Below are 25,616 nucleotides of genomic sequence, written 5' to 3' on the forward strand. Positions count from 1 at the left end.
AGAAAAATGAAAACATATTTAACAGTACTTGCTTGTTTTTTTGTGGGATTTTCATTGGCTCAAGATTTAACATACAAACCTAAAAACCCTGCATTTGGCGGAGACACATTCAATTACCAATGGATGTTAAGTTCGGCAGAAGCTCAAAATTTATTGAAAGATCCAGAAGCCGAGAAAGGTTTTGGACAAAAGTCAGAATTAGAACGATTTAAGGACAACTTAAACTCTCAATTGCTTAGTTATTTGTCTAGAGAATTATTTAATAATCAATTTGGAACAGGGACAAATGGTTCTGGAACTGGGACTGGTGGGACAGGAACAGCCGGAAGTTTGCAAAACGGTGTTTATACCTTTGGAAGTTTATCAGTTGAAATATATAGTTCAAACTTAGGGTTAGTAATTAATATTTTAGACATACTAACAGGTGAAGAAACACAAGTTATCATTCCTGGGAATTGATAGATAGACAAATAATTTCTATAATAGTTTTAAAAAGCCTTTAAACTCTCATTTTACTTAAAACCGTACCGATGAAACCAATTATAACCCTATTTTGTTGTAGTTTATTTTTACTTTTAACTAGTTGTGGCGCCTATTTTAATCAACCCGTAACCGAGCAAAAAGCATCTTATGGTGAACAAACACCAGCTACGGTTTCTTTAAAAAATTTACCACTACCAAAAGAGCAAATCGTAGTTGGTGTCTATAAATTTAGAGATCAAACCGGACAATATAAACCATCAGAAAATGGAAGTAATTTTAGTACGGCGGTTACCCAAGGCTCTACATCTATACTTATAAAAGCATTGGAAGATTCAAAATGGTTTATTCCTATCGAAAGAGAAAATCTAGCCAATTTATTACAAGAAAGAAATATCATAAGAACTACGCGTCAAGAATATTTGAAAGATGCCAGTCCAAAAGACGCACAACTAACTCCACTACTCTATGCTGGTGTTTTGTTGGAAGGTGGAATTGTTTCTTATGATTCTAATATCATTACAGGCGGTTTTGGAGCACGCTATTTTGGCGCGGGAAGCTCTACACGATACAGACAAGATAGAGTTACAATCTATTTAAGGTTAGTTTCTACTCAAAACGGAAAGATTTTAAAAACAATCTACGTTTCAAAAACTATTTTATCTCAATCAATTGATGCCAGTCTTTTTCGCTATGTAAAATTCAAAAGATTATTAGAAGTAGAAACAGGATTTACTAAAAATGAACCGTTACAATTAGCCGTTACTGAAGCGATTGAAAAAGCAGTAGAAGGTTTGGTAATTGAAGGTATAAACGATAATATTTGGGTTTCAAATGCTCCTATTTCTACCTTAACAGAAGTAATTAACGAATACAATAAAGAGAAAGATGAATCAGAATCTACCTTAATTTATAAACGCTATTTCAAAGAACGCAGAGCAAAATTTGCGCTTAATGCAGATATTGGTGGTGCATTAATTCAAGGCGATTATCCAAGTCCAGTTATAAAACCTGCGCTCCGGGTAGGAATGCGTTACTTCGTAATCCCCTCATTTAGTATCAGTACCTCAGCCAATATATTTTGGTTAGAAAATAAAAACAAATTTAATGATGCGCACACTTCGTTCGATTTGAATTCTGAAATTATATTTCTTCCTTATGATAGAATTTCACCTTTATTATACATAGGAACAGGAATCGGAGCACGATCAAACTATGAAGCACCTTATTTGAAATTACAAAGTGGATTAGGAATAGAATATTTAGCAACTGATAATCTTGGCATTCGCATTTTAGGAGAAATAAATCTTACCCAAACAGACAAAATAGATGCTATTGAAGCAGGAATTCGAGATGATAACTATTATCGCTTTTACTTTAGCTTAAACTACTATTTTCCGCGAAAAAAATATGACGAAAAAGCAATCAAGCGACACGTAAAAGAACTATCAACTGAAGGAACTCTTAATTTAAATTAATTATGAACAAGCTACATAAAATAGGCCTTTTCTTAATAATGTTAGCATTATCGTTCTCTTGTTCAGAAGAAACCCTTGATGAAAGTGGATTTGGAACTGTGAAAGGTCGTGTTGTGCAAGCAATTACTTTTGAACCCATTGCAAATGCAAAAGTTTCATCGAATCCTAACTCCAGTTCTGTTTTTACAGATGTTGATGGATATTATACAATTGAAAATATCAAAACTGGAGATTATGCATTTGAAGCTCGAAAAGACGGATATATCGCAAAATTTGAAGCAGGAACAGTTATAAAAGATTTGGTAATTGAGGTTATTTTTGAGTTGGCACCTGTAGAAGAAATTAATCAATCGCCAACAACACCAGTACTTTTGACCCCCGCCGACAATGCAACTGATATTAGTTTGAGTGTTAATTTAACTTGGCAATCAACCGATGTTGAATTGGATCCGCTAACTTATAAAGTAACACTTCGAAATGATATAACGAATGAAATTACAGTTTTTGAAGATATTACAACTGCTTCTTATACTTTAACGGGATTGAATTATAGCACGAAGTACTTCTGGGAAGTTTCTGTTTCTGATGGAATAAATCCGGATGTAAATAGTTTGACACATTCTTTTAGAACTTTAGCTTTTCCAAATGCACGGTATCTTTTTACCAGAAAAATTGGTGATAATAATGTAATCTACACAGCCGATGATGCTGGAAATAAATTGCAAATTACTTCAGACGCAACAAATAGTTTCCGACCAAGAAAAAATATTCCAGCTAATAAAATTGCTTTTTTAAGAACAACTGGAGGTCAAGCCCATATTTATACTATGAATCCAGATGGTTCAAATGTTTTTAAAGTTACAGCCGGAATTCCTGCTGCAGGATTCAATCTAGATCATTATAATTTTAGTTGGAAAAGTAACGGAAGTCAGCTCATCTATTCCAATTTTGATAAACTCTATAAAATTAATGCCGATGGAAGTGGCTTAGAACTCATTTTTCAAACACCAAACGGTAAATTAATTTCCGAATGCGATTGGAGTATTGACAGTTCTATTATTGCGATAAAAGTCAATAATTTGTATGGTTATGAAACCGAAATTTATGTGATTGATTCCGGCGGAACAATTATAGAAAATGTAATATCTGGAACTTTGGGTGCAATTAGTGGTTTACATCTTTCTGTAACGAACAACAAACTAATCTATACCAGAGACATTACGGGCTTTGAAAGTTTTGATTACCGTCAGTTGGATTCTAGAATTTTTCAATATGATTTCATTACAGATTTAAGTACTGCAGTTGATGTACAAAAACCAGCAGGTTATAATGATAGTGACGTTAGATATTCACCAACTGAAGCCGAATTATTATTTATGAGTACACCAAATGATGGATTATCGCCAAAAAATAGTTATAAATATTCAATAGGAACAACAAGTTCAAGAGTACAACTTTATGAAAACGCAATAATGCCCGATTGGAAATAAAAAAAGCAGGCCTAAAAGACCTGCTAAATGTAAATCCTAATCTTTTTATTAATAACCAATTAAATATTAAATTAAGAAAATACATAGTTTTAAAGTTTAACTTCTAAAACTGTGAATGTCTTGACTTAAAATTGGTATTACTTAGAATAGTATAAGCTAAATTATAATTAAAAAGCGATAAAAAAAATATTTATCTACAAAATATCTAAACTTCCTTTTCCTTCACGAATAACTTCGGGCTCATCACCAGTTAAATCTATAATAGTTGAAGCTATATTGTCTCCATAACCTCCATCAATGATTAGATCCACTTTGTTTTGCCACTTTTCGAAAATTAATTCAGGATCAGTTGAATACTCGATTACATCATCGTCATCTTTAATAGAAGTTGATATTATTGGATTACCAAGCATTTCTACAATTTGCAAAGCAATATTATTCTGCGGAACACGAATTCCAACTGTTTTTTTCTTTCTAAATTCTTTTGGCAAGTCATTATTTCCTGGTAAAATAAAAGTATAAGGTCCAGGCAAAGCACGTTTTAAAATCTTAAACGTTGATGTATCAATTTGCTTCACATAATCAGAAATATTGCTCAAACTAGAACAAACGAAAGAAAAATTTGCCTTTTCTAACTTAATTCCCTTGATTTTAGCCAATTTTTCTAAAGCACGCGAATTCGTAATATCACAACCAAAACCATAAACAGTATCGGTTGGATAAATAATTATGCCACCATCTTTCAACACAGCAACTACTTTTTTAATAGCAGCTTCATTGGGTTTATCTTCGTATATTTTTATAAATTCTGCCATAACTTTTTGTTTCAGGTTAATTTTGTTTGAAGTTTCAGATTTTATCCAATCACTTCCAATTTTGCAAAACGAAGTAATAATTTCTTCAATCCGCCAACATCAAATCTAATTTCGGCTTTTTTATCAGCTCCAATTCCTTCTATATTTACAATTTGTCCTTTTCCAAATCGTTCGTGCATTACTATATTTCCCGGAGCTAAATTCGAATCAAATAAATTAGCACTTCCTGAATTCGAATTGCTCGACATTGGCTTCAGCTTTCTGATATTTGCTGATGGATTTAGTTGATCGCTTATCAAATTAGCCGGTGGTGTTCCCATTTTTGGTTTAGCCAATCTTAACTTAGATTTATCAATATCACCAAAAACATCAATATCCATTACAGGTTTATAACGATAACCGGAATCAACTGGATTCAAATATTCTAAATATTGGTCGTCAATTTCTTCAATGAATCGAGAAGGCTCACTATCTACTAGTTTTCCCCAACGATAACGCGATTGGGCGTAAGTCAAATACGCTTGATGTTCTGCACGCGTTAAAGCCACGTAAAACAAACGACGTTCTTCTTCCAATTCACTTCTGGTATTCATACTCATCGCACTTGGAAATAAATCTTCTTCCAATCCGACTACAAATACGTGTGGAAACTCTAATCCTTTCGCCAAGTGAATCGTCATTAACGCTACTCTATCGTCATCACCCGTATCATTATCTAAATCGGTAACCAAAGCAACATCTTCCATAAATTCGGCTAATGCTCCTCTTGCTCCATCAATTTCAACTTGTCCTTCTGTAAAATCTTTGATCCCGTTTAAAAGTTCTTCGATATTTTCAATTTTAGCAATTCCTTCCGGCGTTCCGTCTTTTTTCAATTCTTGAACTAATCCTGTTTTTTTGGTAACGTGCTCTGTCAAGAAAAAAGCATCTTGATTTTCATTAATTACTTGAAAACTTTTAATCATCATCACAAAATCATTCAATTTAGTTTTCGTTCCTGAATTTAATTTCAAATCAATCTTGTCAATATGTTCCATTACTTCAAAAATCGAACGCTTGTAGTGATTTGCAGCAACAGTTAATTTTTCCAAAGTTGTATCGCCAATTCCCCTTGCCGGGTAATTGATAACTCGCACCAAAGCTTCTTCATCTTTTGGATTAATCACCAATCTAAGATAAGCCAAAACGTCTTTAATTTCTTTACGCTGATAAAATGATAAGCCACCATAAATTCGATACGGAATATCACGCTTACGCAATGCATCCTCCATAGCACGCGATTGTGCATTGGTACGATATAAAATTGCAAATTGACCGTTTAACATTTGGTTTTGCATCTTTTCTTCAAAAATGGTAGCCGCTACAAAACGACCTTCTTCCCCATCCGTTAAACTGCGATGCACTTTTATCTTTGGACCATCTTGATTCGCAGTCCAAACAATTTTATCTAATTTGGTTTTATTCTTATCAATTACGTTATTAGCCGCTTCTACAATGTTTTTTGAAGAACGATAATTTTGTTCTAATCGATACATTTGAACATTCTCATAATCTTTCTGGAAATTCAAAATATTATTGATATTCGCTCCACGGAAGGCATAAATACTCTGGGCATCATCACCAACTACACAAATGTTATGAAAACGATCTGATAAAGCACGAACAATTAAATATTGCGAATGGTTTGTATCTTGGTACTCATCAACTAAAATATAACGAAAACGATCTTGATATTTCGCTAAAACTTCCGGAAAAAGATTCAATAATTCGTTTGTTTTTAATAACAAATCATCAAAATCCATCGCACCTGATTTGAAGCAACGCTCTACATAATTCTGATAAATTTCTCCCATTCGAGGCTTTTTGCTCATCGCATCGGCTTCCTGTAATTCGGGATTATTAAAATACGCTTTAACCGTAATTAATGAGTTTTTGTAGGAAGAAATTCGGCCTAAAATCTGTTTTGGTTTGTAAATTTCTTTGTCCAATTGCATTTCCTTGATGATTCCACCAATACAACGCAATGAATCTTGCGAGTCATAAATCGTAAAGTTCGAAGGATAACCCAATTTATCGGCTTCACTTCTTAGAATTTTAGCAAATACCGAGTGAAATGTTCCCATCCAAAGGTTTTTAGCTTCGTTATTTCCTACAATATCAGCAATACGTTTTTTCATTTCACGTGCTGCTTTGTTAGTAAATGTCAAAGACAAAATATTAAAAGCATCGACTCCCTGACTCATTAAATTAGCAATACGAACCGTAAGCACACGTGTTTTTCCAGAACCTGCACCTGCAATAACAATCATTGGCCCATCTTTTTGTAAGACTGGTAACTGTTGTGCCTCGTTTAATTGGCTAATATATTTCTGTATATCCTTCATTTTCTGATTAACTTTTAACTAATCTACAAAAATACGCTTTGAAACGGGTTATTACAAGTTTTATTTTAATGCATTTATTAGAACACGGATAACACAGATTTAGCGGATTAAAACAGATTTTTTAATTTTTTATGATTTCTTAAATCTGTGTTGTTAAGTGTTTGTAATTTGATTTTTTTAAACTTAATTTGCGATAATAAAATAAACCAAAAATGACAATCGAAAGTAAATTATTAGAAATTGCCGCTTACACATTACCAGCTCTAATTACAGGTGGTGTAGCTTTTGTGATGATGCAAAAATTTTATAATAGTGAAGAAAGTAAGCGTAAATTTGAATTATTAAGAGAAAATCAAAAACAAGCTTTACCGATTCGTTTGCAAGCTTATGAGCGAGTAGTTTTACTTTTAGAACGTATAAATCCTACGCAATTACTTTTACGAGTTGCTCCTATTAGTAAAAGTAAAGAAGATTATGCGACATTGTTAACGCACAATATTCAAACGGAATACGAGCATAATTTAACACAACAAATTTATTTAACTGCCGAAACTTGGGATATTATTTTAAAAGCCAAAAACAGCACAGTTCAAATGATACGAAAAAATGCAATTCGTGAAGATATTGTTGATGCTGATAAACTTAGAGAAGCAATAATGCTAGAATTAACAGAAGTTGAATCGCCCAGTAGTATTGCAATCAGCTTTTTGAAAGAAGAATTAAAAAGAGTTTTTTAAATAGAAATCCCGAGCAAAACTCGGGATTTCTCATTTTTATTAAGTTTACAATTACATCGGAGGCAATTGGTTTGCATCGTATATAAATTCAAACGAAGACAATTCGACTTTTTCATTTGTGGCTTGCCACGCTAATAATTTGCTTTTGATATAATCACCATAAGTTAATTCCTTATCAAAATTCAAATGCAAGAGTACTAATTTCCCATCCGTCGAGAAATCAGAAAATTCTTTTATAAAAGCTACAAATTCTTTTCTGCCGACTTCAAAACCATCAACTATAATGACATTATCTTTCTTGAAATTTACCGTGAAATTGTGGTAATTCATATATTGTTGAGCGTTTTTCTTGATAAAAAGCTTTGAAAAATCTTTATCCATTTTAAATTGGACATCTGTAAATGGAAAAAAAGCTAAATTTTTCGCAATACTATCCGAATAGGTAAAAACATTGATAGAACCTTCTTTTGCGTGCGAACTTCCTTTCTTTTTTTCTTGTAATTTCATCACTTCTGGAATTACTAGTTTCAAAGGCAAACGCTTGTCAATGTTAAAAACCCAATTCGTAGAACTGATTGAATTTTTTTTATTCACTTCCACAATCGTATCTTTTTTATCTTTTAAATCAAAAAACATATAAATCGGCGAATGATCTTCAATATCTTTCATTACTGATAATTCGGCTTGTGGTAATTTTACTTCTTTATCGCTACAAGCAAACAGGCTAAACAAGGCAACTATAACTACTAATTTTTTCATCTTATTTTAATTTATCAACTAATTTTATACATTCTACCGCTTCTTTCACATCGTGAACACGTAAGATTTTAGCACCTTTTTGAACAGCAATCGTGTTTAAAACCGTTGTGCCGTTCAAAGCATCTTTTGCTGTTTTTTCTAAAACTTTATAGATCATCGATTTTCGTGAAATTCCGGCCAACAAAGGTAAATATAAAAGGGAAAATAATTCCAACTTGTTCAATACTTCGTAATTTTGTTCTAAAGTTTTAGCAAATCCAAATCCAGGATCAATAATTATATCCGAAATCCCGAAGCTTCTCGCCTTTGCCACACGTTCCGAAAAATAAAATATCATTTCCTTAACAATATCGTTATAATCCGTAAGCGCTTGCATCGTTTGAGGATTTCCACGCATATGCATCATAATGTAAGGAACTTTCAAATCGGCAACGGTTGGTAACATATTTTCGTCTAACAATCCAGCTGAAATATCATTTACAATAGCAACTCCATTTTCAACAGCAATTTTAGCCACATTTGCTCTAAAAGTATCGACTGACAAAATGATGTTTGGAAAGGTATTGACTATTTCTTTCAACACAAAATTTAACCGATTAATCTCATCAGCTTCAGAGACAAAATCGGCAGTCGGTTTGCTGGAATAAGCTCCAATATCAATAAAGGTTGCTCCATCTGAAAGCATTTTATCTACTTGATGAATTATGGTGTTGATGTTTTTATGTTTTCCACCATCGTAAAACGAATTCGGCGTCACATTTAAAATCCCCATCACTTTTGGTGTCGATAAATCAACAAGTTTTCCGTTGCAATTGATTGTAAATTGTGTGTTCATATCCATTTTTTAGTTGAAAAATTAAAAATCGTTAAGGTTCATTCTTCAAACCCAAAAATATTATTTACTTTTGATAAAATTTCATACAAATATAAAGCAAATAATGTCGAATACTTCTCAAGAATATGATAAAGTTATAGCGATTTGTCGCGAGTTATTCAGTAAAAAAATGAAAGATTATGGAAGTGCTTGGCGTATTTTGCGTTTGCCATCGCTTACCGATCAAATTTTTATTAAAGCTCAAAGAATAAGAAGTCTTCAACAAAATGAAGTGCGAAAAGTAGATGAAGATGAAACCTCAGAATTCATCGGGATTATCAATTATTGCAGTATGGCATTAATCCAAATTGACAAAGGAATCGCAGAACAACCGGATATGGGATTTGAAGAAGCAATTGTTTTATACGATGAAAAAATTGCCTTGACAAAAGCATTAATGGAAGCTAAAAATCACGATTATGGCGAAGCTTGGCGTGAAATGCGTGTTAGTAGTTTAACCGATTTGATTTTACAGAAATTACTTCGCGTTAAGCAAATTGAAGATAATAAAGGAAAAACTTTAGTTTCGGAAGGAATTGATGCCAATTATCAAGATATGATCAATTATGCTGTTTTTGCACTGATTTTAATGGAAAACAAATAACAAGTCTTTAACAACTTACCATCATAAGAATTTGTATTTTTATCGAAAATAAAATATTTTATGAAATCGCTGTAGATTAAAGCCTTTTTTGAAGAAAAGGAGAAAAAGCGAAACCATATAAGCCATTTAAACATTAAAACTTACATATATGAAAAAGGAAACTATTTCTTGGATTATTCGCGTAATTATATCCGCCTTATTTATTGTTTCTGCCTTTGCAAAATTATACCCTTCACCCTATTTTGCTATTTCTACATTTGAAGTAAAACAATTGTATCCTTTAGGATTTTCAGAAGGTTTTGCTCCGTATTTCTCACGTATTTTAATCGGAATTGAGTTTGCTTTAGGTATCGCAATCTTAATTAATCACCATATTAAAAAAATTACCATTCCTGCAACGATTTTATTATTAGTTGTTTTTATAGTCCAATTGGCTTATGAAACTTTTTTTAGCGGGAACTCAGGAAACTGTGGTTGTTTTGGAGAATTAATTCCAATGACTCCTGTTGAAGCGATTATTAAAAACATCATTGCTGTAGGCTTATTAGTTTGGTTATTAAAACTATTACCATCCGACGGAAAATCGAATATTTGGGTATTATTTACCATTTTACTTTTAGGAGTTTTGAGCTTGTTTATGTTGGCTCCAATGCAATCGAAAACCAAACAAATTGACAATTCGTTCTTTAATGAAGATAATATTCTAGGAACGGAAATTGACACTACACTTTCGACTGTAATTCCTACGGTTGAAAAATTAATTGAAGCCGAAAATAGTAAAACTGAAGCGGAAGCTTTAAAGGAAGAAGTCAAAATTGATGAGCCAAAAGCAGTAAAATCTGGCTATTCTTCTTATTTTAAAAATATTGATCAAGGTAAAAAAATTCTTTGCTTTTTTGCTCCAGGATGTGACCATTGCCAAGATACTGCAAAAGAATTACATCAAATGAAGTTAAAAGATCCTTCTTTTCCAGATGTTTACATTATCTTTATGGATGAAGAAGTAGATAAGATTCCTGAATTCTTTAAAATTGCTGGCACAAAATATCCTTTCCAAGTTATTGATATCATCAGTTTCTGGACCGTTTTAGGAAATAATAGAGATACGCCAGGTGTGAAATATTTATGGAATGGAAACGAAATAAAATTCTATGACGGAATCAATGCTAATCAATTTAATGGTGCAGAATTGAAGAAAACTATCAGCAAAAAATATTCAGAAATTAAAAAATAAGTATGAAAAAAATATTCATTTTATCGGCTTTCGTAATCAGCTTTTTTGGTTGTGCCCAAATTGAAGAAACAAGTTTCAAACCAGAAGCTTTAGCCAATCAAATGATTGGAACAGATCACGAACCAATAACATTTGCTGAAATATTAAAGCAATATGAAGGCAAAACAGTTGTAATAGATGTTTGGGCTTCTTGGTGCTCTGATTGTTTAAAAGGAATGCCTAAGGTTAAAGAATTACAATCTAAATATCCAGATGTAACTTATTTATTCATTTCTATGGATAAAACATATGATGCTTGGTTAGCTGGAATTGAAAAACACGAAGTAAAAGGCGAACACTATTTAGTTTCAGACGGAATGAAAGGTGTTTTTGGAAAGTCAGTGAATTTGAGCTGGATTCCTCGTTATATGATTGTGGATAAAACTGGAAAAATTGCACTTTATAATGTAATTGAAGCGGATGATGCGAAATTGATCAAAACATTAGATTCTTTAAAATAAAATTATGAGAAAAAATATAGTTGCAGGAAACTGGAAAATGCATAAGAATCAACAAGAAACTATCGCATTATTAGAAGAAATTATAGCTCAAAAACCAACTACAACAGCAGAAATCATTGTAGCTCCTACTTTTGTGAACTTAGCAAAAGCTGTTGAAACTACAAATGGTTCAGAAATAACGGTTGCCGCACAAAATATGCATCAAGCAGAAGGCGGAGCGTTTACTGGAGAAATTTCAGCCGGAATGTTGACTGACATTGGTGTATCAACTGTAATCTTGGGTCACAGTGAAAGAAGAGCTTATTTCAATGAAACAGATGCTTTGATTGCAAACAAAGTGGATACAGCTTTGAAACATAATATGCGTGTTATTTTTTGCTTTGGTGAAGAATTAAAAGACCGTCAAATTAATAATCATTTTAATGTGGTAGAATATCAATTGCGTGATGGTTTGTTTCATTTAGAAAAAACAGACTGGCGTAATATTGTTTTGGCCTATGAACCTGTTTGGGCAATTGGAACAGGAGAAACCGCGTCTCCAGATCAAGCACAAGAAATGCACAAATTTATTAGAGATTTAGTTGAAAAAGTATATGGATTTGATATCGCAAATGAGCTATCAATCTTATATGGTGGAAGTGTAAAACCAGACAATGCTAAAGAAATCTTCTCTAAACCTGATGTAGATGGTGGTTTAATTGGTGGAGCAGCTTTGAAAGCAAATGACTTCTTAGCGATTGTAAAAGGTTTCGAATAATATAAGTTTCGATTAGAAACAAAAAATCCTGAATTTTCATTCAGGATTTTTTTATGTCTTATTTGTTATAAACAGCTTCTTTTTTGAAATGTTTTGCTAATAAATAATAAACTACAGCTCTATATTTACTTTTGTTTGATTTTCCATATTGCTCCATAACAGCTTCAATACCTTTATCTAACTCTGGACCATCTTTTAGTCCTAATTTTTTGATTAAAAAGTTGTTTTTTACTGTTGCTAATTCTTTTTCGTCAGAACCAGCTACAGTTGAAGAATCTGCATTATAGATTGATGGACCGCAACCAATAGTTACTTTCGTTAAAAAATCCATATCTGGAGTTACACCACATTTCTCTTTTAAATCAGCTGCGTATTTAGCAATTAATTCATCTCTTTTACTCATAATGTTGTTCGTTTAAAGGTTTATCGTCTCAAATTTACAAAATTATTTTAACATTTGTTTAAAAAACTAGTTAATTGTTTAGGGATTTAAAAAAATCTAGTAAAATGGAATTATTCAATTTTTCGGGTGTAAAAATCTCTAAAATACTTGGTCCATTTTCATCGTTTACAAACAAAGAAAAATTAGCTTCCAAACTTGATTCATCACTCGCCATAAAATAATTCAAATGATACATTTTTGCTAAATGAACTGCATTTAATTGATGTGAAGTTTCGAAAAATGTATTAAAAGTCTCCGTTTCTTGATGACCTGGCAAGATTCTAAAAATTCCTCCTCCTCCATTATTCAAGATAATTATTTTGAAATTTTTCGGAATATAATTGTTCCAAAGTGCATTGCTGTCGTATAAAAAACTGATATCACCTGTAATAAAAAATGTAGGTTTCTCATTCATCACAGCAGCACCAATTGCCGTTGAAGTGCTTCCGTCAATTCCACTGGTTCCTCGGTTGCAGAAAACTTCAATAGTTGGATTCAAATCAAACAATTGGATATAACGAATCGGAGAACTATTACTAACTTGTAATTGGATATTTTTAGGTAAATGTTGCCTTAAAAAATCAAACACTTTAAAGTCTGAAAACGAAACTGATTCTGAATACATTTTATGAGCTTCAACTCTATCCTTCCAAATGGAAGCTATTAACTTTTTATAATTACTTTCTACTTTATTTGCAATCAAGAAATGATTGAAAAAAGTATTAATTGAAGTTTCAAAATGATGCGATAAAACACCGTAAGTATCATAAGCCCTCAATTCATCAACGTGCCAATGATTTTCGGGTTGGTATTTTCTTAAGAACGATTTAATTCGTTTTGAAATCACCATTCCACCAAAAGTTAACAATATTTCAGGTTGAAAATTCTCAAAATCAGCTTCCGAAAAAGGTGTAATTAAAGTATCAATCTGATTAATAAACGATTCGTGATGAATATTCGAAGTTTTTTCGGTTAAAACCACAACACTTGGATCGTTGCCTAAATTATCTAGGTATTTTTGTTCGATTGCATTTGGAAATAATTCGCCCACCAAAATTAACTTCTTAGTTGCTTTGTTCCATTGCTCTATAAATTCAGCTTGAAAATCGATCGTTTTATCAATTGCTAATTTTTCAGAAAGCGAAGGGAAATAAGTCATTTCGGAAACTGTTTCATACAACGGTTCTTCAAATGGAGCGTTGATGTGAACTGGCCCTTTTTTAGAAACAGCAATATGAAGTGCTTCTTGAATCAAATTATCATTAGCAACAGAAGTTTCATCGGATAAATTCGCATTGAATAAACTGTGATTTGCAAATACATTTTCCTGACGAATCGTTTGACCGTCTCCAATATCTATTTTACTTTGAGGTCGGTCTGCAGAAATAACAACCAAAGGAATTTGATTGTAGAATGCTTCGGCCAAAGCCGGATAATAATTCAACAAAGCCGAACCTGAAGTGCAAACTAAAGCGACCGGTTTTTGCATTTGTTGTGCCATTCCTACGGCAAAAAAAGCCGCACAACGTTCATCAGCAATACTATAACATTTAAAATAAGGATTATTAGTAAAACCAATGGTCAAAGGTGCATTTCTTGAACCTGGAGAAATTACGATATGTTGGACTTCCTTTTGTTTGCAAATTTCAATAATGCTTTGTGCTAAAGGAATTTTTGGATACATCATTTTTTTATAACTAAATGGATTACAAATTTACGAAGATGTGCTGATTTTTACTACTTTTACGCAACTATTTCACTTTAAAATGATGATTCAAATAAGAACTTACACTATTACAGATTGTCCTGCAATTTTAGCAATAATAAATGAGGTAATTTTGACTTCAACTGCCTTGTATGATTACCATCCGAGAACTTTGGAACAGCAAATTGCTATTTTTGAAGATAAAATTTCAAAGGGTTTTCCAATTATTGTGGCCGAAGAAAATAATCAAGTTATTGGTTTTGGTTATTATAGTGAATTTAGATTCAGAGAAGCGTACAAATTTACAGTAGAACATTCGGTTTATGCTGATAAAAATTATATTGGAAAAGGCATTGGAAAATTATTACTATCGGAATTAATTCAACTTGCCAAAGCTCAGAAAATGCATACTATGATTGGTGTTATCGATTCTGAAAACCTAAATAGTATATCTTTTCACGAGAAATTTGGCTTTGAGGAAGTCGGATACATTAAAGAATCGGGGTATAAATTTGACAAATGGTTGGATTCTATTTTTATGCAGAAAATATTGTAATAAAAAAATCCCAAACTCCAATAGTAAAATTGAAACTTGGGATTTAAAAAAAACAAAAACATTATAGTGAACAAAAAATTATTTTCCTTCTATCCAATTGGTAATTTCAGCATCTGTTGGAAGTGTTCTTGGTCCAACTACTTTAGCTAATTCGCCATTTTCGTTGATCAAATATTTCTGAAAATTCCATTCTACATCACTATCTTCTAAACCATTTTTAGCTTTTTGAGTTAAAAATTGATACACAGGATGCATATCTTTTCCTTTTACAGAAATTTTATCCATCATTGGAAAAGTCACTCCATAATTGCGTTGGCAAAATTCAGCAATTTCACTGCTAGTTCCAGGTTCTTGACTCATAAAGTTATTTGCAGGAAAACCTACAATTACAAAGTTCTGATCTTTATATTTATCATAAATTGCTTGTAATTGTTCATATTGTGGCGTTAATCCACATTTTGAAGCCGTATTTACTACAAGTATTTTTTTTCCTTTTAAAGTTGAAAAATCAAAATCACTGCCTTCTAACGTTTTTACTTTAAACTGATAAATAGTTTCTTTTGCCATAGTTACTGCTGTTTCTGATTCGTTAATTTGCTTTGGTTGCGCTTGATTTTGACAACTCCACAAGGAAATAATTGCCGAAAACAAGAAAATTGTATTTTTCATAGTATTTTTATTTTAGTCTTTCGAACAAATTTAGAAATTTAATTACCTTTACTATCATAAACAAACTATAAATGTTGCCTAATATTTATAATTTAAAGAAACCAGTTGACCTATGTTTTTTCTAAAAACTATTTTATTATTTCTACAAGACGAACAATACCGCGATTTGCTAATCACAACTGCAATAATTTTGCTAATTGGAACGGTAAGTTATCATTATTTAGAAGGCTGGGGCTATGTGGATTCACTTTATTTCTCAATGGTTACATTGACAACGATTGGTTATGGGGATTTTACGCCGCAAACTGACGAAGGAAAAATTTTCACTGTACTTTATATTATTGTTGGAATTGGCGTGATTTTAAGTTTTATTAACACTATTCAACAACATTATGCTAAAATGAAATACAACGAGAAAAAACATTTTTTAACTTCGCGCAAAGCTGAAAATTCAAATCATAAAAAAAGGGAAAATTAATATTTTCCCTTTTTTATATTCAATCTATTTCTTAAAATGTTTCCGGTATGGGAAATATGCAATTGCTGCGATTATCAATACAATTACTAAGATAATAAAGTAATACGTTACGTTCTGCTGTTCTCCGGAAGCATAACTATGTAAACCACTTAAGTGGAAGTTTACGCCAAAATAGGTCATAATAATAGATGCAAAAGCTAAAACACTCATTACATTATAAATCCATCGTCCGCGTAAAGCAGGTACAAAACGAGCATGAATTACAAAGGCATAAATCATAATACTAATTAGAGCCCAAGTTTCTTTTGGATCCCAACCCCAGTAACGCCCCCAACTTTCATTTGCCCATTGTCCGCCTAAGAAGTTTCCAATGGTAAGCATTACTAATCCGACAGTTAAAGCTAATTCATTGATATAAGTAATTTCATCAATGCTCATTTTCATTTTTTCTTTGTTCTTATCCGTTGTGAAAATCATCAAGAATAATGCAATTAAACCTAAAACCATCGCCAACGTAAATGGACCATAACTTCCTACGATTACCGCTACGTGAATCATTAACCAATACGAATTTAAAACAGGTTGTAAATTACCAATTGATGGATCCATCCAGTTCCAATGTGCAATCATCAAAATCATTGAAGTTACAAAAGCCGTTGATGCAACCGTTAATTTTGAATCCTTTCCAAAAGCTAAACCAAAGAACATTGTTGCCCAAGCCACATAAATCATACTTTCATAAGCATCACTCCATGGCGCGTGACCAGAAATATACCAACGCACAATTAATCCCGCCATATGCAAGGCGAAAAAGAATGCAATTAATCCATGAAAAACATTAATTATTCTACGAATTACTTTCGAATTATTAAAAATTTGAACGATACAAAATGCTAACATAAGAATTCCTCCGAACATATATAAATAATACAATTGCTTGAAAATATCATATTTATTATAGACAACTTCCGAATTGATTTTACTATCAGCAAGCATAACAGAACCACCATATTTATGCTGATATTTCGTTAAACCTGTTAGTAAACTATTTGCCATTGTATAATCGTTATTCTCTGAAGCTTTTTCTACAGCATTTAAATAAAAAGGCATAATATTTTTAATGGAATCCAGCGCAGTTCCAGTAGGTTCGTTAATTTCTAAAAACGATACCCATTTATTTGATTTATCTCCGGGAACTGGAAATACTTTTAAAATTTGACCACTTAAAGCCGAATACAATAAATTAACTTTTTTATCCGCATCAATAAAATCTTTTTGAAATTGATTTGGAACTGGTTCTTTGGATGCATCTTCTAAATAACTGGCCAACTTATAACCTCCCGTTTCATCAAAAAATGAAACCAAAGGTGCATATTTTGCATCTTTTTCAATACCAATTATTTTACGAATACTATCATTACCTCTTTTTAGATAAATGATAGGCAAACTATACCAATATTGCGGATACTGCGTCATAGAAATAAACGCCTGATCAGAATTCATATCTTCATATGTATCATTTTTGGATACTTTACGAAGTAATTCAGATGAAAACGTATTGATAGGCTTCATACGGCCACCATCTTGAATTACGATTTTACCAAATTTAGAAGCATGTTCCTCTGAAACAATATGTTTCTTAAGTAATTTAAGTGTTTCTTCTTTATTGGGTTTGTGATTGTGTTGTTCTTGTGCAAATGTTAATGAAGTGAATAATATCAAGAAAACACTAAGCATCTGACTCTTTTTGATTTTCAATTTTTCTAATTTTTCTTTAATACTAGCAAAACGCGTATTTTTAACAAACATAATTGCCATCATACCAAAATATAAAAGGAAATAACCAATGTAAGTAATCCAAGTTCCCCATAAATCGTGACTTACCGATAACTGAGTTCCTTGTTCGTCTGGATCAAAGCCAGCTTGGAAGAATCTAAATCCTCTGTAATCTAATACGTGATTCATATAAATACTATCTTTAATAGTCTTATTTTCCTCTTTATCTTGCACTTCAATTATACTTTTGAAAGCCGAATAATTTTTTTCAGTACCAGGATATTTGTCCGCAATAAAATCGTCTAATTTAATATTGAAAGGTGTGTTATATATTTTACTTCCAAAGAAAAGTGTAAATTCTAAATTTCCAATTTTAACACTTTGCGGTGTACCTTGTTGTCCTTTTGAACCAACTAATGTAAGTACTTCTTCTTTTCCTTGACTTTTAATTTTCACGACAAGCGCGTCACTGGTTTGTTTGTCTTTGAAATCATTGTTAGATTTCATTACCATTTCTCCTTTAACGGCTTCATCAGGAAATACGAATTGTGCGCCTCCAATGTTATATAGCGAACGCAACATTAAAGGTTGCACCTCATTTTTGACAACTTTTCCTTGTAATTTATCTGCCATTCGCATAAAATCACCTTCAAAAGGAGTCTGAATAGTGTAAGCGTCCGCAATTTTTGTTATATTTATTGCTCCGTCAGTATATTTATTGAAGGCAAATAATACATTGTGTAAATTTTGAACTTCGCCTTCTTTCAAAAAGTGTTCGTGACGTGTTCCTCCACTAGATTCAACCATCTTGATCATTAGTTGACCGCTTTCATTTGGCTTTAAAGTTTCGGTTGCGTTTAAAATGAATTCTTGATGGACTACTTCGAAAGGGATCTGACTAAAATCTCCACCTAATGAAAAATTATTACTAGCAAAAAAAGATAAGAACGAATCGCCTTCAACTTCCGGAGCAAATATTAAATCTTTTTCAAAAGTTTTGCGTTTCATTTCACCTTGAAAATCACCATCTACTAAAACAGTTAAGTATGCTTTATCGGAATAAATCATATTTGCACTTTCACCTTCTCTAATTGGCATCATTCCTTCATAACTGATATATCGCGTAATGAAAGCACCAACGATAATTAGAATAAACGATAAATGTAATAATAAAGTTGCCCAATTTTCCTTTTTCTGTAACTGATAACGTTTAATATTTCCAATAAAATTGATCACAAAAAACACCATTATAGATTCAAACCACCAAGAATTGTAAATTATATTTCTAGCTGTATCTGTATTGTAATAATCTTCTATAAAAGTTCCAGCTGCCATTGCTGCAGCAAAAGTGATGAACAAAACGGCCATTAAACGCGTTGAGAACAAAAATGAATATATTTTTTTTTCCATAAGATTTAGGAATTCTAAGTTTTATAAATTGGCACAAATGTACTCATTTCGAAATTCTTTATTTAAAGTTTAACAAAGGTTTTAGTAAATTTTAGCAATTGCTGCTAATACAACATTTTAACTTCTTTAACATCAAAATCAACTTCCAAATCATCTTCTAACTGCACCTTTAACTTACCTTCCGAAGTTACATTAATAATTTTACCAACAAACCGCTGATCGTAAGCACTTTCGAAAGAGGATACAATGTCCTTTTTATATAAATTATCGTGATATTTTTGCCAAAAATACGTTTCTTCAGAGTCAATAAATTTAATTAGATTATATTCTAAACGATCAACGATGTTTTTTAAAAGCAAATCTTTATCCTTTTTTTTTCGCTCCAACAGAAATAAAGAGGAGGCTTGAGGCAAATTTTCAAAATTTTCTTGATTTACATTAATGCCAATACCTATGATTGATTGTAATTCTGACTGACTTTTTATGTTATTTTCAATTAATATACCCGCAATTTTTTTATTATCTGACAAAATGTCGTTAGGCCATTTAATAAAATATTTCAAATTACTGTCTGTCTGTAATCCCTCAATAACGCTAATTGCAACGATTACATTTAAGGTAAAAAGATTAGTATTTGTTTTAAAACTGTTTTTATACAAAACACTAAAGGTAAGGTTCTTACTGGGTTCAATTAGCCAATTTGAACCACGCTGACCTCTTCCATTCGTTTGGTGTTCGGCCACAACAACTGTAAAATTATCCACTTTTTCAGAAGAAGCTAAATTCTTTAAAAAGGTATTTGTAGAATCAATGGCACTGAGTTTGATTAACTTCATATTCAAGTAACAAATTTTAATCTTATGTTAAGGTTCAAAAATAATCACAAAAAATGATACCTTTGCATAAATTCATAAAAAATAAATGGCTAAGAAAAATATAAACAACGATGATTTATTAGCAAACATCATCAAAGGTATTGAAGAAGTAAAAGGAGATAATATTAAAATTCTAGATTTAAGAACTATAGACAATACCGTTTGTGATTACTTTGTAATCTGCGATGGAAATTCGAACACACAAGTTAATGCTATCGTGGGTTCTATCCAAAAAATTGTTTCAAAAGAATTAAAAGACAAACCATGGCACGTTGAAGGTGCTGAAAATGGCGAATGGGTATTAATGGATTACGTTAACATTGTAGTACATGTCTTCCAAAAGCACATTCGTGAATACTACCGAATAGAAAATTTATGGGGTGATGCAAAAATCACTACTATCGAATCAAAATACTAAAAAACTTTTATGACACCAAATAGCAACAATAAGAATTCGGGCTTTAAGTTCAGTCCATGGATGAGTATTGCTACTGTTATAGCAATTTTTATCACTATTAGTTTTATTTCTAATGGCTTTGACTTGAGCAATCCAGGCAAAACTAGTTTGTCAAAATTCAATCAATTTTTACAAGCTGGAGAGGTAGATAAAGTAACTTTTACCAATACCAAAGCAACTGTTTTTCTTAAGAAAGAAGCATTAGAAGCAAAGAATCATGAAAAAATTAAAAATGATATCACTGGTAAATTAAATACCAAAGGACCTCATTATTATTTTGAAATTGGTGATTTAAAAACATTTCAAGAAAGCTTAAATAAGGCAGATGCAGAACAAAAAATTAACTCTTATGAAAAAGAACCTGAAAGCTTTTTAGGCGATTTAATCATCGGAATTATTCCTATCTTATTACTTGTTGTTCTATGGATCTTCATGATGCGTAGAATGTCAGGCGGTGCTGGTGGCGGTGGCGGACAAATTTTCAACATTGGAAAGTCTAAAGCAAAACTATTTGATGAAAAAACAGATACTCGAGTTACATTTGAAAATGTAGCTGGTTTAGAAGGTGCAAAAGAGGAAATTATGGAAATTGTAGAATTTCTTAAAAATCCTGAAAAATATACTTCAATTGGAGGGAAAATTCCAAAAGGAGCCTTATTAGTTGGTCCTCCAGGAACTGGAAAAACATTATTAGCAAAAGCCGTTGCCGGTGAAGCTAAAGTGCCTTTCTTCTCGCTGTCAGGTTCTGATTTTGTGGAAATGTTTGTAGGAGTTGGAGCATCTCGTGTTAGAGATTTATTCAAACAGGCTAAAGAAAAATCACCTGCAATTATCTTTATTGATGAAATTGACGCTGTCGGAAGAGCTCGTGGAAAAAACAGCATGACAGGCGGAAATGATGAAAGAGAAAACACCTTAAACCAACTTTTAACAGAAATGGATGGTTTTGGCACGAACACAAACGTAATTGTCTTGGCGGCAACAAACCGTGCCGACGTTTTAGACAAAGCTTTGTTGCGTGCTGGTCGTTTTGACCGTCAAATTTATGTGGACTTACCAGATATTAGAGAACGTAAGGAAATTTTTGAAGTGCATTTAAAGCCTATAAAAAAATCAGAAGAGTTAGATACTGAATTCCTAGCAAAACAAACCCCTGGTTTCTCTGGAGCTGATATTGCTAACGTATGTAACGAAGCAGCTTTAATTGCAGCCAGAAAAGACAAAAAAGCAGTGGACAAACAAGATTTCTTAGACGCCGTCGACCGAATTGTTGGTGGACTAGAAAAGAAAAATAAAATTGTAACGCCAAACGAAAAGAAAGCAATTGCTTATCACGAAGCGGGTCATGCAACTGTGAGTTGGATGTTAGAACACGCGGCTCCATTAGTAAAAGTCACTATTGTGCCTCGTGGACAAAGTTTAGGTGCGGCTTGGTATTTACCCGAAGAGCGCTTAATCGTTAGACCCAACCAAATGTTAGACGAAATGTGTGCTACTATGGGCGGAAGAGCTGCTGAAAAAGTAATTTTTAACGAAATTTCTACCGGTGCATTAAGTGACTTAGAAAAAGTTACGCGTCAAGCTAAAGCAATGGTTACTATTTATGGTTTAAATGAAAAGCTTGGAAACATCACTTATTATGATTCTTCTGGTCAATCAGAATATAATTTCTCAAAACCATATTCAGAAGATACTGCGAGAGTAATTGATTTTGAAATTTCTAAATTAATTGAAGAGCAATATCAAAGAGCAATTCATATTCTTGAAACTAATAAAGACAAGTTAACTCAATTAGCTACTATTTTAATTGAAAAAGAAGTTATTTTTAAAGACGATTTAGAAGCAATTTTCGGAAAGCGCCCGTTTGATAAAGAAGAAGAAATTTTTGCTGATAAATAATACTTATCAACAACAAAATCTTAATAAAAAACTCAGTTAGTGACTAATCTAACTGAGTTTTTTGTTATCTTTGATTTTAAATCATAATTTACCTACTGAGAATAGATGAGTAGTATTTTTAGAAAAATTTTCGGGAATTTAAGTGATGAGGCAAAAGACGACAAACAAAATGAAGTCAAAAGTCCTTATACGCCTAATATATCATTGCCTATAGATGAGCAATTTACTATGAATTTCATTAACAACGGTGGTAAATTCATCTATTGCGAAAATTTGAAGGAAGTTTCAGATAACTTTGAAAATATTTTAGCTGAAAATGACTGGTACGAAAAAGAAGCTTTATGTTTTGACCCAAGACTTTTTAAATTTTTAGATGAAAATAAATTGTCGCCAAACGGAACAATTAAAGACTCTAGTTTTCTGTTAGTAGGCTGTGAAAATTTAATTGCCAACGAAGGTTCAATTTTATTCTCATCTAACCAATTGAAGCATTATAAACCAGACGAATTACCAACAAATATGATTGTATTTGCTACAACTAGTCAATTAGTTGCGGAAAAAGGAGATGGAATGACTCGTATTAAAAATGCTCGTCAAAACGCTTATCCAACAAATATTACTACTATAAAATATTTTGAAGAAGTAAAAGAAATAGATTTTCTTCACTATGGAAGTTGTCATAAAAACCTATACCTACTTCTATTAGAGGATTTATAAAATGAATGAAACGCTTAAAAGAGCACTATCTGGAACAGTTTATGTAATATTACTATTGGGCTGTATCTCTTATTCAAAAGAAAGCTTAGCACTTTTATTTGGTGCTTTTTTGGTTATTGGAGTTTATGAATTTTGTAAAATAGTGAGAATCAATTTATTAATTAGTCTTTGTATAGCTTCTGTTTCTTACTTTTTATTGTGGAATCAGTATGATAACTTAGTTGCCAAAACAATAATTACAAGCATCTCTATTCTAACTTCTATAAAATTATTACTATATCTCTTCAATGCAGAAAAAACTGGTTTTAGTATTGCAACAAATTATTGCTTATTAATCGGTTATATTGTTATTCCTTTTATCTTAGTAAACTATGTAGCTATAGGAGTAAAGGGCTACAATCCTAAAATTTTAATTTCTATTTTAATTCTAATTTGGACTAATGATACTTTTGCTTATATCGTTGGCAAAAGTATCGGAAAAACTAAATTATTTCCAAGTGTTTCTCCCAAGAAAACAATCGAAGGATTTGTTGGAGGTGTTATTTTTACCATAATTAGCAGTGTTCTTTTATCTAAATTTTTTATTGAATCAAAGATTTTATACATTTGGATAACAATTGCTATTATTGTAAGTATTTTTAGCACTTTAGGTGATTTAATACAATCCAAATTTAAACGCGTTGCCGGAATAAAAGACAGTGGAAAAATTATGCCAGGACATGGCGGTATCTTAGATCGCTTAGATAGTATTATCTTTGTAATCCCAATTATTAATTTGTTTTATTTAATTTTATATTATGTTTCATAAAGAAGGTTCAAAAATCATATTTATTACATTGTTATTAGTGGTAGCAATTATTTTAGCGGCAGGCGAATTTGTAACAATCGAGTGGTTGAAAACAATTCTTATTGTCTTTGCCTTGGCTCTTTTAATTATAGTTTTACAGTTCTTTAGAAATCCTACAAGAATTGCAGACAATAGTGACAATCATATCTTAGCACCAGTAGATGGTAAAGTAGTTGTTATTGAAGAAGTATACGAACCTGAATATTTTAAAGATAAACGTTTAATGGTTTCTATCTTTATGTCACCTATAAACGTTCATGTTACAAGATACTGTGCAAATGGTACTATAAAATATAGCAAATACCATCCAGGAAAATTTCTAGTTGCTTGGCATCCAAAAGCAAGTGAAGAAAATGAAAGAACTACAGTAGTGATTGATAATCGCGTGTATGGCGAAATTCTATACAGACAAATCGCTGGTGCTTTAGCAAGAAGGATTGTCAATTATGCACAAGCAGGTATGCGCGTTACACAGGGGGATGATGCAGGATTCATTAAATTTGGTTCACGTGTTGACATTTATTTGCCTCTAGGTACAGAAGTTAACGTAAAATTGGGCGAAGTAGCTGTAGGAAATAAAACAGTAATTTGTAAAAAAGCATAATGAAGGAAAAAGATTTAAATACATTATTTGATGAAGCATTTTCACATGCTCAATTGATTCCACAAGAATCAGTTCCGCAAGATATGCAATTGGTTTTGTATGGTTTATACAAACAAGCCACCTCACAAAGTACCAATCAAGTATATGTTCAAAATCCCCAAGACTTAAGAAATGCTTTCAAATACAACGCTTGGATGCAACAAAAACACGTTTCCCCAGATGATGCTAAAATTCAATATATTGACATCATCAATCAATTAATGAAAGAACGCAATATTAAATCATGATGAAAATAACAAAATTTTTTATAGGAACATTTATACTTTTTATTCTTGTTAGTTGTAAAAAAGAAAATGAACTTATTGAAGTTCAAATTCCAGATCCGGAAGTCGAAATTGTTCAAACAATTTTTGGAAATCCCGTAGATGTAAAAGTAGATGAAGGCGGAATTTTCAAAATGAAAGGATTGAAATATGCTTACGATGATTTAGCGCCATTTATTGATGCTAAAACTATGGAAATTCATTATTCCAAACACCATTTAGGGTATGCCAATAAATTAAATAAGGCTATAGCTGGTTCTGATTTAGAACTCAAATCTATTGAAGAAATTCTTTTAAAATTAGATCTAAAAAATACTGCCGTAAGAAATAATGCTGGTGGTTATTACAATCATAATTTATTTTTTGAAATTTTAACCCCCAAAGGAACTGGAGCTCCCACAGGAGTTTTAGCTGATGCAATAAATACTGAATTCGGTTCATTTGAAGAATTTCAGAAAAAAATAACCGAAGCTGCTGCAACTCAATTTGGAAGTGGTTGGGCTTGGTTGGTCGTAACTAATGAAGGAAAATTAGCCATAACCAGTACAGCTAATCAAGATAATCCATTAATGCCTAATGCTGAAATAAAAGGTACACCAATTTTAGCAATTGATGTTTGGGAACATGCGTATTATCTAAATTATCAAAATAAAAGAAATGAATATTTAACCGCGATTTTCAATGTAATTGATTGGAATATAATTGATTCTAAATACGTAAAACTTGTTTCTCATTAATAATTATCT

Annotated in this window: 26 protein-coding genes; 17 read left to right on the forward strand and 9 right to left on the reverse strand. The window is 31.9% G+C overall.

Annotated elements, in window-relative coordinates; translation table 11 throughout:
• The first annotated feature begins 6 nt into the window (after positions 1–6).
• The 3 genes from T1L09_RS03045 to T1L09_RS03055 all read left to right on the forward strand — a co-directional run bounded on the left by T1L09_RS03045 (position 7) and on the right by T1L09_RS03055 (position 3,448).
• Positions 7–459, forward strand: a complete 453-nt coding sequence (locus tag T1L09_RS03045) for a curli production assembly/transport component CsgF (protein WP_322549478.1) — start codon at positions 7–9, stop codon at positions 457–459.
• 71 nt (positions 460–530) lie between these two features.
• Positions 531–1,958 (forward strand): CsgG/HfaB family protein, encoded by a 1,428-nt coding sequence (locus T1L09_RS03050; RefSeq protein WP_322549479.1) that lies wholly within the window; start codon positions 531–533, stop codon positions 1,956–1,958.
• Between the two features lie 2 nt (positions 1,959–1,960).
• Positions 1,961–3,448 (forward strand): carboxypeptidase regulatory-like domain-containing protein, encoded by a 1,488-nt coding sequence (locus tag T1L09_RS03055; RefSeq protein ID WP_322549480.1) that lies wholly within the window; start codon positions 1,961–1,963, stop codon positions 3,446–3,448.
• Positions 3,449–3,642: 194 nt separating this feature from the next.
• On the opposite strand, the gene T1L09_RS03060 is transcribed toward T1L09_RS03055, so the two are convergent.
• Positions 3,643–4,263 carry an L-threonylcarbamoyladenylate synthase gene (locus T1L09_RS03060; RefSeq protein ID WP_322549481.1) on the reverse strand — a complete coding sequence of 207 codons (621 nt, stop codon included), beginning with the start codon at positions 4,261–4,263 and terminating at the stop codon, positions 3,643–3,645.
• A gap of 41 nt (positions 4,264–4,304) precedes the next feature.
• On the reverse strand, positions 4,305–6,638 hold the full coding sequence (locus T1L09_RS03065) for an ATP-dependent helicase (RefSeq protein WP_322549536.1): 2,334 nt from the start codon (positions 6,636–6,638) through the stop codon (positions 4,305–4,307).
• A gap of 221 nt (positions 6,639–6,859) precedes the next feature.
• Here T1L09_RS03065 and T1L09_RS03070 point away from each other — a divergent pair, with 221 nt between their 5' ends.
• Entirely contained in the window at positions 6,860–7,384 is a 525-nt protein-coding gene (locus T1L09_RS03070; protein WP_322549482.1) for a DUF7935 family protein, read from the forward strand.
• A gap of 51 nt (positions 7,385–7,435) precedes the next feature.
• On the opposite strand, the gene T1L09_RS03075 is transcribed toward T1L09_RS03070, so the two are convergent.
• Complete coding sequence (locus T1L09_RS03075) at positions 7,436–8,143, reverse strand: hypothetical protein (protein WP_322549483.1); 708 nt, start codon at positions 8,141–8,143, stop codon at positions 7,436–7,438.
• 1 nt (position 8,144) lies between these two features.
• The gene (folP, locus tag T1L09_RS03080; RefSeq protein WP_322549484.1) at positions 8,145–8,978 is read right to left on the reverse strand and encodes a dihydropteroate synthase; all 834 of its coding nucleotides are present in this window, start codon (positions 8,976–8,978) and stop codon (positions 8,145–8,147) included.
• A 103-nt stretch (positions 8,979–9,081) separates the two neighbouring features.
• Between folP and T1L09_RS03085 the strand changes: the two genes are divergently transcribed.
• The 4 genes from T1L09_RS03085 to tpiA all read left to right on the forward strand — a co-directional run bounded on the left by T1L09_RS03085 (position 9,082) and on the right by tpiA (position 12,112).
• A complete protein-coding gene (locus tag T1L09_RS03085) occupies positions 9,082–9,621 on the forward strand; it encodes a DUF1599 domain-containing protein (protein WP_322549485.1) in 540 nt (179 codons plus the stop codon).
• A 148-nt stretch (positions 9,622–9,769) separates the two neighbouring features.
• Complete coding sequence (locus T1L09_RS03090; protein WP_322549486.1) at positions 9,770–10,855, forward strand: MauE/DoxX family redox-associated membrane protein; 1,086 nt, start codon at positions 9,770–9,772, stop codon at positions 10,853–10,855.
• A gap of 2 nt (positions 10,856–10,857) precedes the next feature.
• Positions 10,858–11,355, forward strand: a complete 498-nt coding sequence (locus tag T1L09_RS03095; RefSeq protein ID WP_322549487.1) for a TlpA family protein disulfide reductase — start codon at positions 10,858–10,860, stop codon at positions 11,353–11,355.
• A 4-nt stretch (positions 11,356–11,359) separates the two neighbouring features.
• Positions 11,360–12,112 (forward strand): triose-phosphate isomerase, encoded by a 753-nt coding sequence (gene tpiA, locus T1L09_RS03100; protein ID WP_322549488.1) that lies wholly within the window; start codon positions 11,360–11,362, stop codon positions 12,110–12,112.
• A 58-nt stretch (positions 12,113–12,170) separates the two neighbouring features.
• On the opposite strand, the gene T1L09_RS03105 is transcribed toward tpiA, so the two are convergent.
• Positions 12,171–12,515 (reverse strand): DUF2853 family protein, encoded by a 345-nt coding sequence (locus T1L09_RS03105; RefSeq protein WP_322549489.1) that lies wholly within the window; start codon positions 12,513–12,515, stop codon positions 12,171–12,173.
• A 70-nt stretch (positions 12,516–12,585) separates the two neighbouring features.
• Positions 12,586–14,241 (reverse strand): 2-succinyl-5-enolpyruvyl-6-hydroxy-3-cyclohexene-1-carboxylic-acid synthase, encoded by a 1,656-nt coding sequence (menD, locus tag T1L09_RS03110; protein ID WP_322549490.1) that lies wholly within the window; start codon positions 14,239–14,241, stop codon positions 12,586–12,588.
• Positions 14,242–14,320: 79 nt separating this feature from the next.
• On the opposite strand from menD, the gene T1L09_RS03115 reads away from it, so the two are divergent.
• On the forward strand, positions 14,321–14,815 hold the full coding sequence (locus T1L09_RS03115; protein ID WP_322549491.1) for a GNAT family N-acetyltransferase: 495 nt from the start codon (positions 14,321–14,323) through the stop codon (positions 14,813–14,815).
• 78 nt (positions 14,816–14,893) lie between these two features.
• On the opposite strand, the gene T1L09_RS03120 is transcribed toward T1L09_RS03115, so the two are convergent.
• Complete coding sequence (locus T1L09_RS03120) at positions 14,894–15,484, reverse strand: glutathione peroxidase (RefSeq protein WP_322549492.1); 591 nt, start codon at positions 15,482–15,484, stop codon at positions 14,894–14,896.
• A gap of 112 nt (positions 15,485–15,596) precedes the next feature.
• Here T1L09_RS03120 and T1L09_RS03125 point away from each other — a divergent pair, with 112 nt between their 5' ends.
• A complete protein-coding gene (locus tag T1L09_RS03125; protein WP_322549493.1) occupies positions 15,597–15,962 on the forward strand; it encodes a potassium channel family protein in 366 nt (121 codons plus the stop codon).
• Positions 15,963–15,986: 24 nt separating this feature from the next.
• On the opposite strand, the gene T1L09_RS03130 is transcribed toward T1L09_RS03125, so the two are convergent.
• Both T1L09_RS03130 and T1L09_RS03135 read right to left on the reverse strand, forming a co-directional pair.
• Positions 15,987–19,148, reverse strand: a complete 3,162-nt coding sequence (locus tag T1L09_RS03130; protein ID WP_322549494.1) for a cytochrome c biogenesis protein CcsA — start codon at positions 19,146–19,148, stop codon at positions 15,987–15,989.
• 104 nt (positions 19,149–19,252) lie between these two features.
• Positions 19,253–19,984, reverse strand: coding sequence for a biotin--[acetyl-CoA-carboxylase] ligase (locus tag T1L09_RS03135; RefSeq protein WP_322549495.1), 732 nt, complete (start codon positions 19,982–19,984; stop codon positions 19,253–19,255).
• A gap of 85 nt (positions 19,985–20,069) precedes the next feature.
• Here T1L09_RS03135 and rsfS point away from each other — a divergent pair, with 85 nt between their 5' ends.
• The 7 genes from rsfS to T1L09_RS03170 all read left to right on the forward strand — a co-directional run bounded on the left by rsfS (position 20,070) and on the right by T1L09_RS03170 (position 25,607).
• Positions 20,070–20,441, forward strand: coding sequence for a ribosome silencing factor (rsfS, locus tag T1L09_RS03140; protein WP_322549496.1), 372 nt, complete (start codon positions 20,070–20,072; stop codon positions 20,439–20,441).
• Positions 20,442–20,450: 9 nt separating this feature from the next.
• A complete protein-coding gene (gene ftsH, locus T1L09_RS03145; RefSeq protein ID WP_322549497.1) occupies positions 20,451–22,379 on the forward strand; it encodes an ATP-dependent zinc metalloprotease FtsH in 1,929 nt (642 codons plus the stop codon).
• Between the two features lie 105 nt (positions 22,380–22,484).
• Positions 22,485–23,096 carry an LUD domain-containing protein gene (locus tag T1L09_RS03150; protein WP_322549498.1) on the forward strand — a complete coding sequence of 204 codons (612 nt, stop codon included), beginning with the start codon at positions 22,485–22,487 and terminating at the stop codon, positions 23,094–23,096.
• Position 23,097: 1 nt separating this feature from the next.
• The gene (locus T1L09_RS03155; RefSeq protein WP_322549499.1) at positions 23,098–23,904 is read left to right on the forward strand and encodes a phosphatidate cytidylyltransferase; all 807 of its coding nucleotides are present in this window, start codon (positions 23,098–23,100) and stop codon (positions 23,902–23,904) included.
• Positions 23,894–24,547 carry a phosphatidylserine decarboxylase family protein gene (locus tag T1L09_RS03160; RefSeq protein ID WP_322549500.1) on the forward strand — a complete coding sequence of 218 codons (654 nt, stop codon included), beginning with the start codon at positions 23,894–23,896 and terminating at the stop codon, positions 24,545–24,547. The genes T1L09_RS03155 and T1L09_RS03160 overlap by 11 nt, the downstream gene beginning before the upstream one ends.
• Entirely contained in the window at positions 24,547–24,834 is a 288-nt protein-coding gene (locus T1L09_RS03165) for an acyl-CoA-binding protein (RefSeq protein WP_322549501.1), read from the forward strand. The genes T1L09_RS03160 and T1L09_RS03165 overlap by 1 nt, the downstream gene beginning before the upstream one ends.
• Complete coding sequence (locus T1L09_RS03170; protein WP_422718388.1) at positions 24,831–25,607, forward strand: superoxide dismutase; 777 nt, start codon at positions 24,831–24,833, stop codon at positions 25,605–25,607. The genes T1L09_RS03165 and T1L09_RS03170 overlap by 4 nt, the downstream gene beginning before the upstream one ends.
• Positions 25,608–25,616 lie beyond the last annotated feature (9 nt).

It is taken from the genome of Flavobacterium psychraquaticum (assembly GCF_034497725.1).
Lineage (GTDB): Bacteria > Bacteroidota > Bacteroidia > Flavobacteriales > Flavobacteriaceae > Flavobacterium > Flavobacterium psychraquaticum.

Excerpts from the sequence above, each read along its gene's own strand:
- T1L09_RS03045 (WP_322549478.1), top strand. The coding sequence starts at position 7 with ATGAAAACATATTTAACAGTACTTGCTTGTTTTTTTGTGGGATTTTCA.
- T1L09_RS03050 (WP_322549479.1), top strand. The coding sequence starts at position 531 with ATGAAACCAATTATAACCCTATTTTGTTGTAGTTTATTTTTACTTTTA.
- T1L09_RS03055 (WP_322549480.1), top strand. The coding sequence starts at position 1,961 with ATGAACAAGCTACATAAAATAGGCCTTTTCTTAATAATGTTAGCATTA.
- T1L09_RS03060 (WP_322549481.1), bottom strand. The coding sequence starts at position 4,263 with ATGGCAGAATTTATAAAAATATACGAAGATAAACCCAATGAAGCTGCT.
- T1L09_RS03070 (WP_322549482.1), top strand. The coding sequence starts at position 6,860 with ATGACAATCGAAAGTAAATTATTAGAAATTGCCGCTTACACATTACCA.
- T1L09_RS03075 (WP_322549483.1), bottom strand. The coding sequence starts at position 8,143 with ATGAAAAAATTAGTAGTTATAGTTGCCTTGTTTAGCCTGTTTGCTTGT.
- folP (WP_322549484.1), bottom strand. The coding sequence starts at position 8,978 with ATGAACACACAATTTACAATCAATTGCAACGGAAAACTTGTTGATTTA.
- T1L09_RS03085 (WP_322549485.1), top strand. The coding sequence starts at position 9,082 with ATGTCGAATACTTCTCAAGAATATGATAAAGTTATAGCGATTTGTCGC.
- T1L09_RS03090 (WP_322549486.1), top strand. The coding sequence starts at position 9,770 with ATGAAAAAGGAAACTATTTCTTGGATTATTCGCGTAATTATATCCGCC.
- T1L09_RS03095 (WP_322549487.1), top strand. The coding sequence starts at position 10,858 with ATGAAAAAAATATTCATTTTATCGGCTTTCGTAATCAGCTTTTTTGGT.
- tpiA (WP_322549488.1), top strand. The coding sequence starts at position 11,360 with ATGAGAAAAAATATAGTTGCAGGAAACTGGAAAATGCATAAGAATCAA.
- T1L09_RS03105 (WP_322549489.1), bottom strand. The coding sequence starts at position 12,515 with ATGAGTAAAAGAGATGAATTAATTGCTAAATACGCAGCTGATTTAAAA.
- menD (WP_322549490.1), bottom strand. The coding sequence starts at position 14,241 with ATGATGTATCCAAAAATTCCTTTAGCACAAAGCATTATTGAAATTTGC.
- T1L09_RS03115 (WP_322549491.1), top strand. The coding sequence starts at position 14,321 with ATGATGATTCAAATAAGAACTTACACTATTACAGATTGTCCTGCAATT.
- T1L09_RS03120 (WP_322549492.1), bottom strand. The coding sequence starts at position 15,484 with ATGAAAAATACAATTTTCTTGTTTTCGGCAATTATTTCCTTGTGGAGT.
- T1L09_RS03125 (WP_322549493.1), top strand. The coding sequence starts at position 15,597 with ATGTTTTTTCTAAAAACTATTTTATTATTTCTACAAGACGAACAATAC.
- T1L09_RS03130 (WP_322549494.1), bottom strand. The coding sequence starts at position 19,148 with ATGGAAAAAAAAATATATTCATTTTTGTTCTCAACGCGTTTAATGGCC.
- T1L09_RS03135 (WP_322549495.1), bottom strand. The coding sequence starts at position 19,984 with ATGAAGTTAATCAAACTCAGTGCCATTGATTCTACAAATACCTTTTTA.
- rsfS (WP_322549496.1), top strand. The coding sequence starts at position 20,070 with ATGGCTAAGAAAAATATAAACAACGATGATTTATTAGCAAACATCATC.
- ftsH (WP_322549497.1), top strand. The coding sequence starts at position 20,451 with ATGACACCAAATAGCAACAATAAGAATTCGGGCTTTAAGTTCAGTCCA.
- T1L09_RS03150 (WP_322549498.1), top strand. The coding sequence starts at position 22,485 with ATGAGTAGTATTTTTAGAAAAATTTTCGGGAATTTAAGTGATGAGGCA.
- T1L09_RS03155 (WP_322549499.1), top strand. The coding sequence starts at position 23,098 with ATGAATGAAACGCTTAAAAGAGCACTATCTGGAACAGTTTATGTAATA.
- T1L09_RS03160 (WP_322549500.1), top strand. The coding sequence starts at position 23,894 with ATGTTTCATAAAGAAGGTTCAAAAATCATATTTATTACATTGTTATTA.
- T1L09_RS03165 (WP_322549501.1), top strand. The coding sequence starts at position 24,547 with ATGAAGGAAAAAGATTTAAATACATTATTTGATGAAGCATTTTCACAT.
- T1L09_RS03170 (WP_422718388.1), top strand. The coding sequence starts at position 24,831 with ATGATGAAAATAACAAAATTTTTTATAGGAACATTTATACTTTTTATT.